Origin of the sequence: Sulfurisoma sediminicola, assembly GCF_003865015.1 — a bacterium.
In the GTDB taxonomy this organism is placed as follows: Bacteria; Pseudomonadota; Gammaproteobacteria; order Burkholderiales; family Rhodocyclaceae; genus Sulfurisoma; species Sulfurisoma sediminicola.
Window position 1 is genome coordinate 232,169 of record NZ_BHVV01000008.1, and the last position, 11,891, is coordinate 244,059.

Annotated in this window: 15 protein-coding genes and 1 tRNA gene; 10 read left to right on the forward strand and 6 right to left on the reverse strand. The window is 65.8% G+C overall.

All coding sequences use genetic code 11. The features are described from left to right. The first annotated feature begins 7 nt into the window (after positions 1 to 7). The 7 genes from EJE94_RS12600 (at position 8) to EJE94_RS12630 (ending at position 5,327) form a co-directional block, all read left to right on the forward strand. A complete protein-coding gene (locus EJE94_RS12600; RefSeq protein WP_121242012.1) occupies positions 8 to 469 on the forward strand; it encodes a PGDYG domain-containing protein in 462 nt (153 codons plus the stop codon). Between the two features lie 31 nt (positions 470 to 500). After that, the gene (locus EJE94_RS12605) at positions 501 to 770 is read left to right on the forward strand and encodes a type II toxin-antitoxin system RelE/ParE family toxin (RefSeq protein WP_121242014.1); all 270 of its coding nucleotides are present in this window, start codon (positions 501 to 503) and stop codon (positions 768 to 770) included. A gap of 11 nt (positions 771 to 781) precedes the next feature. After that, positions 782 to 1,090 (forward strand): HigA family addiction module antitoxin, encoded by a 309-nt coding sequence (locus EJE94_RS12610; RefSeq protein WP_121242016.1) that lies wholly within the window; start codon positions 782 to 784, stop codon positions 1,088 to 1,090. Between the two features lie 280 nt (positions 1,091 to 1,370). Next, positions 1,371 to 2,345, forward strand: coding sequence for a glycosyltransferase family 2 protein (locus EJE94_RS12615; protein WP_121242018.1), 975 nt, complete (start codon positions 1,371 to 1,373; stop codon positions 2,343 to 2,345). Continuing rightward, the gene (locus tag EJE94_RS12620) at positions 2,342 to 3,277 is read left to right on the forward strand and encodes a lysylphosphatidylglycerol synthase transmembrane domain-containing protein (protein WP_121242020.1); all 936 of its coding nucleotides are present in this window, start codon (positions 2,342 to 2,344) and stop codon (positions 3,275 to 3,277) included. The genes EJE94_RS12615 and EJE94_RS12620 overlap by 4 nt, the downstream gene beginning before the upstream one ends. After that, on the forward strand, positions 3,274 to 3,744 hold the full coding sequence (locus EJE94_RS12625) for a peroxiredoxin (protein WP_121242022.1): 471 nt from the start codon (positions 3,274 to 3,276) through the stop codon (positions 3,742 to 3,744). The genes EJE94_RS12620 and EJE94_RS12625 overlap by 4 nt, the downstream gene beginning before the upstream one ends. A 101-nt stretch (positions 3,745 to 3,845) precedes the next feature. After that, complete coding sequence (locus EJE94_RS12630; RefSeq protein WP_207855968.1) at positions 3,846 to 5,327, forward strand: PhoH family protein; 1,482 nt, start codon at positions 3,846 to 3,848, stop codon at positions 5,325 to 5,327. 194 nt (positions 5,328 to 5,521) lie between these two features. Here EJE94_RS12630 and dnaB read toward each other — a convergent pair whose 3' ends face one another. The 6 genes from dnaB to EJE94_RS14670 all read right to left on the reverse strand — a co-directional run bounded on the left by dnaB (position 5,522) and on the right by EJE94_RS14670 (position 8,914). Then, a complete protein-coding gene (gene dnaB, locus EJE94_RS12635; protein WP_165904836.1) occupies positions 5,522 to 6,922 on the reverse strand; it encodes a replicative DNA helicase in 1,401 nt (466 codons plus the stop codon). A gap of 217 nt (positions 6,923 to 7,139) precedes the next feature. Continuing rightward, complete coding sequence (rplI, locus tag EJE94_RS12640) at positions 7,140 to 7,589, reverse strand: 50S ribosomal protein L9 (RefSeq protein ID WP_121242028.1); 450 nt, start codon at positions 7,587 to 7,589, stop codon at positions 7,140 to 7,142. Positions 7,590 to 7,601: 12 nt separating this feature from the next. Next, positions 7,602 to 7,880 carry a 30S ribosomal protein S18 gene (gene rpsR / locus EJE94_RS12645; RefSeq protein WP_121242030.1) on the reverse strand — a complete coding sequence of 93 codons (279 nt, stop codon included), beginning with the start codon at positions 7,878 to 7,880 and terminating at the stop codon, positions 7,602 to 7,604. Further along, positions 7,834 to 8,202: a primosomal replication protein N gene (gene priB / locus EJE94_RS12650; RefSeq protein ID WP_243642610.1), complete on the reverse strand. Its 369-nt coding sequence runs from the start codon at positions 8,200 to 8,202 to the stop codon at positions 7,834 to 7,836. The genes rpsR and priB overlap by 47 nt, the downstream gene beginning before the upstream one ends. Further along, positions 8,199 to 8,594, reverse strand: a complete 396-nt coding sequence (gene rpsF / locus EJE94_RS12655; RefSeq protein WP_121242032.1) for a 30S ribosomal protein S6 — start codon at positions 8,592 to 8,594, stop codon at positions 8,199 to 8,201. Before rpsF ends, priB begins: the two co-directional genes overlap by 4 nt. Before the next feature lie 143 nt (positions 8,595 to 8,737). Then, positions 8,738 to 8,914 (reverse strand): hypothetical protein, encoded by a 177-nt coding sequence (locus EJE94_RS14670; RefSeq protein WP_165904837.1) that lies wholly within the window; start codon positions 8,912 to 8,914, stop codon positions 8,738 to 8,740. A 104-nt stretch (positions 8,915 to 9,018) separates the two neighbouring features. On the opposite strand from EJE94_RS14670, the gene EJE94_RS12660 reads away from it, so the two are divergent. From EJE94_RS12660 to EJE94_RS12670, 3 genes are all read left to right on the forward strand, one after another. Beyond that, positions 9,019 to 9,094, forward strand: a tRNA-Arg gene (locus EJE94_RS12660). Between the two features lie 27 nt (positions 9,095 to 9,121). Beyond that, positions 9,122 to 11,122 (forward strand): acyl CoA:acetate/3-ketoacid CoA transferase, encoded by a 2,001-nt coding sequence (locus EJE94_RS12665; protein WP_121242035.1) that lies wholly within the window; start codon positions 9,122 to 9,124, stop codon positions 11,120 to 11,122. Positions 11,123 to 11,211: 89 nt separating this feature from the next. Beyond that, on the forward strand, positions 11,212 to 11,889 hold the full coding sequence (locus EJE94_RS12670) for a coiled-coil domain-containing protein (protein ID WP_124962461.1): 678 nt from the start codon (positions 11,212 to 11,214) through the stop codon (positions 11,887 to 11,889). Positions 11,890 to 11,891 lie beyond the last annotated feature (2 nt).

Here is an 11,891-nt window from a genome sequence, read left to right on the forward strand (position 1 = left end):
ACCCGCCATGCTCGAACTCGCCGACATCGACCTTTCCACCGACCCCGCCGCGCACCGCTACGTAAAGCACGAGCTGGTCGATGTCGTCTTCGCGACCCACGACGGCGAACTCATCAGCCGCGAAGGCCCCAACCGCTACCTGGCCGGCGACGCCCTGATCACAGGATCAACGGGGGACCGCTGGAGCGTTTCGCGCGGCCGCTTCGACGAGAAGTACCAAGCCGTGCCGCCGCTCGGGCACGGCGACGTCGGGCGCTACCAGGCGCGGCCGATCCCCGTCCTCGCCCGGCAGATGCCCGAACCCTTCACCATCGCCCGCCGCGCCGGCGGCGACCTGCTGCGTGGTCAGGCGAACGACTGGCTGCTGCAATATGCCCCCGGGGATTACGGCATCGTCGAGAATGCGCGTTTCGAGCGGGTGTATCGCGCACTGACCGGCAGGATTGGATCGACACCACCGCCAGGTTGACTACTGTCAATAGGCTATTTACACTGGCGCGATGATCCGCACCTTCAGGCACAAGGGACTGGAGCAATATTTCCGGACCGGCAGCAAGGCAGGTATCCAGCCGGCTCATGCGACTCGCCTGCGCCTGCAACTGGCCAAACTCGATGGCGCAAAATCGCCGGACGACATGGCCATGCCGGGCTGGCGGCTGCATGTGCTGACCACGGGACACTGGTCGGTGTGGGTCAACGGCAACTGGCGCCTCACGTTTTCCTTTGAAGGCGAGGACGCCGTGCTGGTGGATTACCGGGACTACCATTAGGAGAATTTCAGATGACGCGCATGTACAACCCACCCCATCCGGGCGAAGTCCTGCGGGACGGCGTCTTCACTGGCACAGGCATCACGGTGACCGATTTTGCCAGGCGCATCGGCGTTACCCGCGTTACGCTCTCTAACGTACTCAACGGCAGGAACGGCGTCAGCGCCGACATGGCGGTGCGCCTCGCTGCGGCGCTGGGTGGCAGCGCCGAGTCGTGGCTGCACATTCAGGCACAATATGATTTGGCCGCGTCAGAAAAGGCGCTGAAAAAGATCGTCGCCAAGATCGAGCCGCTAAAACTCGAAGAGACCGCGACGTAGCAAACTCAGAGGCTGCCCCACCTCACCGCCTATGATCCGTCCCCGAAAATCCCAGCCATGACACTGCCGAATCGCATCCTTCCCAAAATGTCGGCGCTGGCGGGACGGCGACAATCGACTTCGGATATTCGTGGTCTGTCCCCGATTGCCCCCCGCCCGATTGCCCCCCGATTGCCCAAACAATTCGTTCCAGGGGCCGCTGCGCGATGCAACCGCGCAGCGCCGCTGTGCATTGACGTTGCCCCGCCAAGCTTCACCCCGAATACCTGATCGAAACAACATGACCCAATCGCCGACCCAAGCCTCGACCTGCGACGTCTCCATCGTCATCCCCGTCTACAACGAGGAAGACAACCTGCCCGAACTCGTCGCCCGCGTCGGTGAGGCGATGCAGCCTTCCGGCTTTTCCTTCGAGCTGATCTGCGTCGACGACGGCTCGCGCGACGATTCGGCGAGGGTGCTGGCTGGGCTCGCGGCAAAGACACCGTGGCTCAAGCCGCGCTACCTGATGCGCAACTACGGCCAAACTGCGGCGCTGCAGGCCGGCTTCGACGCCGTCGGCGGCCGCTACACGGTGACGCTTGACGGCGACCTGCAGAACGACCCGCTGGACATTCCCGACCTGATCCGCACGCTCGAGTCACGCAGCGACATCAGCATGATCTCGGGCTGGCGCAAGGACCGGCAGGACAAGGCGCTGTCGCGCAAGCTGCCCTCGATGCTCGCCAACCGCCTGATCTCCTGGGCCACCGGCGTATCGCTGCACGACTACGGCTGCGCGCTCAAGGCCTACCGCAGCGAACTGGTGAAGCGCATCCGCCTCTACGGCGAGCTGCACCGCTTCGTGCCGGTGCTGGCCTTCGAGGCCGGGGCGAAGATCATGGAAGTGCCGGTGCGCCACCACGCGCGCACGCGCGGCCAGTCCAAGTACGGCATCGACCGCACCTTCCGCGTGCTTCTCGACCTGCTGCTGATGAAGTTCATGCTGCGCTACCTGCACCGCCCGCTGCACGCCTTCGGCGGCGTCGGCCTGTGGATGCTGGTGCCGGGCGCGGGCATCCTCGGCTACCTCGGCGTGCTCAAGCTGCTCGGCGAGTCGATCGGCGGCCGGCCGCTGCTGCTGCTCGGCATCATGCTGGCGTTGATGGGCGTGCAATTGATCGCCATCGGCCTGCTCGGCGAAATTCTCATCCGCATCTATCACGAGCCTGAAGGACGCGACCAGTACCGGCTGCGGGAACCGCCAGAACTGTGACGAAAACCCTGCTTCGCGGGCTTGCCAGCATCGGCCTGCTCGCCCTGGTGCTCTACTTCGCCGGACCGGCGCGCATCGTCGCCGCCTTCGCCAACGCCAGCCCGGCCTGGCTCGCCGCCGCCCTGCTCTCCTCCATCGCCGCGAGCCTCACCAGCGCGCTGCGCTGGCACGCGCTGGCCGCCTGGCTGGGGCTGACCGCGCCGCGCAGCGCGCTGCTCGCCGCCTACTTTCGCGGCATCGCCGCCAATACCGTGCTGCCAGGCGCTACCCTCGGGGGCGACGCCCTGCGCACGCTGCAGCTGCAGCGCCTCGGCCATCCGCTGGCGGCGAGCGCCGCCAGCGTCGCGCTCGACCGCATGAGCGGGCTGTGGGTTCTCGTGGTGCTCTCGCTGGCCGCGACGGCCGGCGCGCAAATGGCCGGCCTGCTGCCGCCCGCGCTGCTGCCGCTGCCGCCGCTGCTTACCCTGGCCCTGGCACTCGCCGTGCTGGCAGCGCCGACTTTCGCCTGGCTGGCCAGCCGCGCCTGGCATGTGCATCTGCCGGGACCGCTTGAGCGCGCGCTGGTGGCCCTGCATGACCGCCCCGCCCCGCTGCGCCATCTCGTGGCGCAATTCGCCTGGTCGGCGGGGGTGCAGGGTTTTTCCATCCTCGCCTTCGCGCTCGCCGGCCGGGCCGTCGGCCTCGACCTGCCGCTGTGGCTGTACGTCATCGTCGCCGGACCGGTGTTCGTCCTCGCCGCGCTGCCGGTCAGCGTCGGCGGCTGGGGCACGCGCGAGGCCGCCGCCGCAGTCACCCTCGGCCATTTCGGCGCCTCGACCGAACTGGCCGTCGCCGCCGCGCTGCTCTACGGCATCTTCGCCGCGGTGCAGGGTGCCGTCGGCGCGCTGTCGCTGCTACTATCCAAAAAGTCCTCTCCGGAGAATTCGCAATGAGCAATACGCCATCGGCCCTCGGCCTGGCCGTCCCCGACTTCAGCCTGCCCGCCACCGGCGGCGGCTTCCGCCTTTCCGACCACCGCGGTCGCCCCGTCGTGCTGTATTTCTATCCCAAGGACAGCACGCCCGGCTGCACCGTCGAGGCCCAGCAGTTCCGCGACCTCCACGACGAATTCGCCCGCCTCGGCTGCGCCGTGTTCGGCATCTCGCGCGACTCGCTGCGCTCGCACGAGAACTTCAGGACCAGGCAGTGCCTGCCCTTCGACCTGCTGGTCGATGCCGACGAAGCGGCCTGCCGCATGTTCGACGTCATCAGGATGAAGAACATGTACGGCAAGCAGGTCATGGGAATCCAGCGCTCAACCTTCCTGATCGACAAGGAGGGGCGGCTGGCCCGGGAATGGCGCGGGGTCAAGGCCGACGGCCATGCCGCCGAAGTGCTGGCGGCCGTGCAGGCACTTTGATGACAAATCCGCGAAGAAGAGCCAAATCCCAACCCTCTTCCATGCCCGCGAGCGACGCCGGCATGGCATCGTTTTCCTCGTCCCCTCCGCCAAGGATCTCCATGAACGCCAAACGCGCCAGCAAGTCGGCCACCACCAAGCTCTTCGTGCTCGACACCAACGTGCTGATGCACGATCCGACGAGCCTCTACCGCTTCGAGGAGCACGACATCTTCGTGCCGATGATGACCCTCGAGGAGCTCGATGCCCACAAGAAGGGCATGTCGGAAGTCGCGCGCAACGCCCGCCAGGCCAGCCGCTCGCTCGACGAGATCGTCTCCGCCTCCGAGCCCCAGATCAAGGAAGGCATCCCCCTCTACGGCCCCTCGCGCGAGCTCGCCTCGGGCCGCCTCTTCCTGCAGACCGAGGCGATGAACGGCCACATCCCGTCGTCGCTGCCGACCACCAAGGGCGACAACCAGATCCTCGGCGTGATGATGAACCTGCAGGAGCGCTTTCCCAAGCGCCCGGTCATCCTCGTGTCGAAGGACATCAACATGCGCATCAAGGCCCGCGCGCTGGGCCTCGAATCGCAGGACTACTTCAACGACAAGGTGCTCGAGGACACCGACCTGCTGTTCTCGGGCACGCAGGAACTGCCGCCGGATTTCTGGGACAGCCACGGCCAGGACATGAAGTCCTGGAAGCAGGACGGCCGCACGCTGTACAAGGTCAACGGCCCGCTCTGCCGCGACATGCTGGTCAACGAATTCGTCTATCTCGAAGCCGGCCCCAAGACCGACAAACCCTTCCACGCCATCGTGCGCGAAGGGGCCGGCAAGAGCGCCGTCATCTCGACGCTGACCGACTACAGCCACCAGAAGAACGCCGTCTGGGGCATCATGGCCCGCAACCGCGAGCAGAACTTCGCCCTCAACCTGCTGATGGACCCGGAGATCGACTTCATCACCCTGCTCGGCCAGGCCGGCACCGGCAAGACGCTGCTGACGCTGGCTTCGGCATTGACGCAGACGCTCGAGACCAAGCGCTATTCCGAGATCATCGTCACCCGCGTCACCGTGCCGGTGGGTGAGGACATCGGCTTCCTGCCTGGCACCGAGGAGGAGAAGATGACGCCGTGGATGGGCGCGATCGAAGACAACCTCGATGTCCTCAACAAGCCGGCCGAGACCGCCGGCGACAAGGGCGACAAGTCGGCGCACTCGCCCGGCGGCAGCTTCTCCGGCAACTACGGCGGCGACTGGGGGCGACAGGCGACGATGGACCTGATCCGCAGCCGGGTCAAGGTCAAGTCGCTCAACTTCATGCGCGGGCGCACCTTCATCAACAAGTTCCTCATCATCGACGAGGCGCAGAACCTCACGCCCAAACAGATGAAGACGCTGATCACCCGCGCCGGCCCCGGCACCAAGGTGGTGTGCCTCGGCAACATCGCGCAGATCGACACCCCCTACCTGACCGAGGGCTCGTCGGGCCTGACCTACGTGGTGGATCGTTTCAAGGGCTGGCCGCACTCGGGCCACGTCACGCTGCAGCGCGGCGAGCGCTCGCGCCTGGCCGATCACGCGGCCGAGGTGCTCTGATCAGTAATTGCCGGCGGAGAAATTCTAGCTACGGCCGCCGCCTCGCGGCTTAACGTTCGCTGCGCGAAGTTAGCCTGCGCTGAAACTTTGCTTCCGGCTCAATACGAGCCGTCAAGTGTTTTGGCTTCGGCCGCCGCTTCGCGGCTTAACGTTCGCTGCGCGAAGTTAGCCTGCGCCAAAACTTTGCTTCCGGCTCAATACGAGCCGGAAGCAAAGTTTTCGAACTTGGTGTATTCGCCGAGGAAGGTGAGCTTGACGGTTCCGGTCGGGCCGTTGCGATGCTTGCCGATGCCCACCTCGGCGATGCCCTTGTCCTGGGTGTCCGGCTTGTAGTATTCCTCGCGGTACATCATCATGATGATGTCGGCATCCTGCTCGATGGCGCCGGATTCGCGCAGGTCGCTCATCAGCGGGCGCTTCTCGTTGCGCTCCTCGACCTTGCGCGAGAGCTGCGACAACGCGAGGATCGGCACGTTCAGTTCCTTGGCCAGCGCCTTGATCGAGCGCGAGATCTCCGAGATCTCGGTGGCGCGGTTCTCGTTGTCCTTCACCGAGGTCATCAGCTGCAGGTAGTCGATGACGATCAGGCCCAGCTTGCCGCCATATTTGCGCGCCAGGCGCCGGGCGCGGGCGCGCAGGTCGGTGGCGTTGATGGCACCGGTCTCGTCGATCTCGATCGGCGCATCGTGCAGCTTGCCCAGCGCGCCGGTCATCTTGTCCCACTCTTCGTCGGTGAGCTTGCCGTTGCGGATGCGCTGCTGGTCGATGCGGCCGATCGAGGAGAGCATGCGCATGGCGATCTGCGGCCCCGACATTTCCAGCGAGAAGATCGCCACCGGCAGGCGCAGTTCGACGCCGACATGCTCGGCGATGTTGAGCGCGAACGCGGTCTTGCCCATCGACGGGCGACCGGCGATGACGATCATGTCGCCGCCCTGCAGACCCGAAGTCAACTTGTCGAGATCGACGAAGCCGGTCGGCACGCCGGTGACGTCGGACGGATTCTCGCGGTCGTAGAGTTCCTGGATCTTTTCCACCACCTCGCCAAGCAGGCCGGTGACGTCGCGGAAGCCCTGGATCGACTTGGCGCCGGCCTCGGCGATCTCGAAGACCTTGGCCTCGGCTTCGTCGAGCAGGATCTTGGCGTCGCGCCCGGCCGGATTGAGGGCGCTGGCGGCGATCTCGTCACCGACGGTGACCAGCTTGCGCAGCACGGCGCGCTCGTGGACGATCTCGGCGTAGCGGCGGATGTTGGCGGCCGACGGCGTGTTGTTGGCGATCTCGCCGAGGTAGGCGATGCCGCCGGTCTGCTCGACCTCGTTGGATTTCTCGATGGCCTCGAACACGGTGACCACGTCGGCCGGGCGGCCGACCTCGATCAGGCGCGAGATGTGGCGGAAGATGCGGCGATGGTCGTCGCGGTAGAAGTCGGAATCGGCGACGAGATCGCCGATGCGGTCCCAGGCGCTGTTGTCGAGCAGCAGGCCGCCGATCAGCGACTGCTCGGCCTCGACCGAATGCGGCGGCAGCTTGAGCGCCGCGACCTGGGGATCCTGCGGGACCGGGGAATTGATGAAGGCGCGCGCCTGGGCCATGAACATTCGACTCCTTGAGGAAGCCGCCAGTCTACCGATACCGCGGCCCGGACGCGATAGAACAAGCCTGTGGAAATCCCCGGGATAAGCAGTGGATAAGCTGTGCAGCGCTTGTGGACAGCCGGTGGATATCGCCAAGCCACTGAATAACCGTGCAAAAAGCAAGGGCCGCCGGCGTCACCGCCGGCGGCCCTTGCTTTCCTGCCAGCGGGCGGGATTACTGCTCGCCGACCACCGAGACGGTGATGGTCGCGACCACGTCGTGGTGCAGCGCGATCTCGACCTGGTTGTCGCCGACCTGCTTGAACGGACCTTCGGGCAGGCGCACCATCGATTTCTCGATCTCGATGCCCTGGGCCTTGAGCGCGTCGGCGATGTCGGCATTGCCGACAGAGCCGAACAGGCGACCATCGACGCCGGCCTTGCGGGCGACCTGCACCGACACGCCCTCGAGCTTGGCGACCTGCGCCTGGGCGGCGGCGAGAATCTCGGCCTGGGCCTTCTCCAGCTCGGCGCGGCGCGCCTCGAACACCTTCTTGTTCTCTTCCGTCGCGCGCTTGGCCTTGCCCTGCGGGATCAGGAAGTTGCGGGCGTAGCCGTCCTTGACCTTGACGATGTCGCCGAGGCCGCCGAGGTTGACCACTTTTTCCATCAGAATCACTTGCATGGCGGTCTCCTCTTATTCGTGCAGGTCGGTGTAGGGCATCAGCGCCAGGAAGCGGGCGCGCTTGATGGCCGTGGACAGCTGGCGCTGATAGCCGGACTTGGTGCCGGTGATGCGCGCCGGCATGATCTTGCCGTTCTCGGTGATGAAGTCCTTGAGGATGTCGACGTCCTTGTAGTCGATCTCCTCGATCTTCTCCGCGCTGAAGCGGCAGAACTTGCGGCGCTTGAACAGGCCGCGGCCCTTGTCATCCTTTTTCTTGACGCCGGTCTTGCTCTTCGGTTTGAAAGCCATTTTCGTTTCCTTCAACAAATTCGATCGTAATCACATGCAGCACGGGGCAGCGGTTTTTGAGGCTCTTCGCGGCGAGGAATCCGCTCACGTCAAGCTCGCTGCCCGAACTCCACTGCGAAAGCGCAGTCGCCACGGTTCCCAGCGCCACGCAGCTCATCTCGCACTCGACCTTGCGGGGATTTCCCGCCTCGACCTGCTCGGATTCGTGCCCGAGGCGGAAGTCGATGGCCGGAACGCCGGCCGGGGTGTAGCGCAGGACGCCGCGTTCGAGCAGCCTTCCCGACAGCCGCGTCAGGTTGGCCGCCGCGCCGGTGCCGCTCACGCGGCCGCGGGCACCTCGGCCTGGGGCTGCGCCTCGGCCTGGGGCTGCGCCGGTGCGGTCAGCGACCTCGACTTCTCTTCCTTCATCATCGGCGAGGGCGTGGTCACGGGCTTGCTCATCTTGACGGTCAGATGGCGCAGCACGGCGTCGTTGAACTTGAAGGCGTTCTCGAGCTCGGCCAGCGTCTCGTTGTCGCACTCGATGTTCATCAGCACGTAATGGGCCTTGTGCACCTTCTGGATCGGGTAGGCCAGCTGGCGACGGCCCCAGTCCTCGAGGCGGTGGATGGCGCCGGAGCGCGCGGTGACCAGCGTCTTGTAACGCTCGATCATCGCCGGCACCTGCTCGGACTGGTCCGGATGGACGATGAAAACCACTTCGTAATGTCGCATGCAATCTCCTTTTGGGTCAGTGGCTCGGAGCCCTCCCGCATGCGCAACGGGTAGGGCAAGGGAAAGCCGGCGATTTTACGCCGGATCATGGACTTATGGCAAGAACCCATTTACCTGAACGGCCGCGTGAATGGCGCCCGCAATCAACCGCAATAGCGCAGATTCACGGCCTCGAGCAACAGTTCAGGCTGGCCGTACCCGGCAAAGATCGCCGCCGCGGCCAGGCTCGCGACGAGCAGCAGCAACCACGCCCACCCCCGGCGTGGCCGCAACGCGGTCGGGTTCTGACCGCCCTGTTCGTCGGCACGACTGTCGTTCATGGCACCCCGGCACTTCTCGACCGGAAGCATCTTGCAAATCCCCGTGCTCGTCAATCGCGCCGTGCCATGACGGCCCGAGAAGGGCGCTAGAATCCGGGCCTCGCGCCCTCGTAGCTCAGTGGATAGAGCGACCGCCTCCTAAGCGGTAGGTCTCAGGTTCGATTCCTGACTTGGGCGCCAGTTTTCCTCCACCGGAGACTGTGCACCATGCCCGACCATCCCGCCAACGCGCTACGCGCCGCCGACAGCGGCAAGGTCGTTTCCGCCCGCGACGCCGTGCGCCTTATCCGCGACGGCGACACCGTCGCCACCTGCGGCTTCGTCGGAATCGGCTTCGCCGAGAACCTCGCGGTCGCGCTGGAACAGCGTTTCCTCGAGAGCCGGGAACAGGACGAGCATGGCATCGGCCACCCGCGCGACCTGACCCTCGTCTATGCCGCCGGCCAGGGCGACGGCAAGGAGCGCGGCCTCAACCACTTCGGCCATGACGGCCTGGTGGCGCGCGTCATCGGCGGCCACTGGGGCCTGGTGCCCAAGCTGCAGCAGCTCGCGGTGTCGAACCGCATCGAGGCGTGGAACCTGCCGCAGGGCGTGATCTCCCACCTGTTCCGCGACATCGCCGCCGGAAAGCCCGGCACCCTGACCCGCGTCGGCCTGGGCACCTTCGTCGATCCGCGCTTCGGTGGCGGCAAGCTCAACGAGAGGACCACCGCCGATCTGGTACGCGTCATGGAGATCGACGGCGAGGAATACCTGTTCTACAAGGCCTTTCCCATCCACGTCGCGCTGATCCGCGGCACCACGGCCGATCCCGACGGCAACATCACCATGGAGAAGGAGGCGCTGACGCTGGAGTCGCAGGCGGCGGCGATGGCGGCGAAAAACTCCGGCGGCATCGTCATCGTCCAGGTCGAGCGCGTCGCCGAGCGCAACACCCTTAATTCGCGCCAGGTCAAAGTCCCCGGCATGCTGGTCGATTGCGTGGTCGTGGCCGAGAAGCCCGAGTACCACATGCAGACCTTCCGCGAGCAGTACAACCCGGCCTTTTCAGGGGAGATCCGCGTGCCGATGTCGGCGATCGCACCGATGGCGATGAGCGAGCGCAAGATCATCGCCCGCCGTGCCGCGCTCGAGCTGCGCGCCAACGCCGTGGTCAATCTCGGCATCGGCATGCCCGAGGGCATCGCCGCGGTGGCCGCCGAGGAGCACATCATCGATCTGCTGACGATGACGGCCGAGCCCGGCGTGGTCGGCGGCATCCCCGCCGGCGGCCTCGATTTCGGTGCGGCGACCAACACCCAGGCCATCATCGACCAGCCGAGCCAGTTCGACTTCTACGACGGCGGCGGACTCGATCTCGCCTTTCTCGGCCTGGCCCAGGCCGACCGCGAAGGCAATCTCAACGTCTCCAAGTTCGGCCCGCGTCTGGCCGGCGCCGGCGGCTTCATCAACATCTCGCAGAACGCCAAGAAGGTGGTGTTCGTCGGCACCTTCACCACGGGCAACCTGGAAGTCGCGATTGCCGGCGGCCGCCTGCGCATCGTCGATGAAGGCCGCGGCGTCAAGTTCGTGAACGAGGTCGAGCACCGCACCTTCAGCGGTGCCGAGGCCGTGCGCCGCAACAAGCCGGTGCTCTACATCACCGAGCGCTGCGTCTTCCGCCTCATCCCCGAGGGGCTGGAACTGATCGAGATCGCCCCCGGCATCGACCTGCGGCGCGACATCCTCGAACGTATGGAGTTCACGCCGATCATGCGCGGCGAGCCCACGCTCATGGACGGCCGCATCTTCACCGACGAGCCGATGGGCATCCGCGCCGGCATGCTGGAGATGCCGCTGGCCGAGCGACTGGCCTACGACGCGGCGAAGAACGTCTTCTTCGTCAATTTCGAGGGGCTCTCCATCCGCAGCCGCGACGACATCGAGCACATCCGCCAGGCCGTCGATTCCCGCCTCGTACCGGTTGGCCACAAGGTCTACGCCATCGTGAACTACGACCGCTTCAGCATCGCGCCGGAACTGGTCGACGAATACATCGCCATGGTCAAGGGCATCGTCGACCGCCATTACCACGACGTGACGCGCTACACCTCGAGCACCTTCCTGCGCATGAAACTGGGCGAGGCGCTGTCGCGCAGCCAGGTGCCGCCGCACATCTACGACAGCGCCGGCGAGGCCGAGCGTCATCTCGGCGACGCATTGCCCTAGGCCGAACGGGGCCGCCAAGGCCACGTCCATGTCACCGAGTCTGGTAAAGTCACAACGTCGTCAGGGCAATAATTGACAGGGAGATGCACTTGTCCGGTTCCGAAGACCAGGATGGAGTGAACGAGCTCGAGCTGGTGCAGGCCGAGTTGCGCGACCTGAAGCGTACCGCCATCAACCTGCGCGGCGAGCTTGAGAAGGCCCACGCCGAAATCCACGACGCGACACTGCGCGCCGCCATGGCCAGCGCGACCGAAGTAGCGCAGCTCAGGACCACCGTCACCTCGCTGCGCGATGAACTCGAGCGCAGCCACGCCGAACGCGAAAATGCCTTGCAGCAGGAACGCCTGACCGCGGCCCAGGAGATCGCCCAGCTCAAGGCCACCGCGGCCACCCTCCGCGATGCCCTGGAGCGGGCGCAACAGGAGCACGCGCAAGCCGTGCAACAGGAGCGCGCCAACGCCCACCAGGAGATGCTGCAGCTCAAGGCCACCGCCGGGACGCTGCGCGACGAGCTGGAAAAGCTGCGTACGGAGAAGGAGGTCGAGGTGCGCAATGCCATCGCGGCCGCCCAGGGCGAGATCGTCCAGCTGCATGCCACCGCGGCCACGCTGCGCGAGGCGCTCGAACTGGCGCAGATCGACAAGAAGAACGCCGTGCACCAGGAGCACACCTTTTTCGCCAACCAGACCGAGGAACTGCGCGCGACGATTCGTACCCTGCGCGATGCCCTTGAATCGTCGCAGCAATCCTCCTCCCTTAGTCACTGACC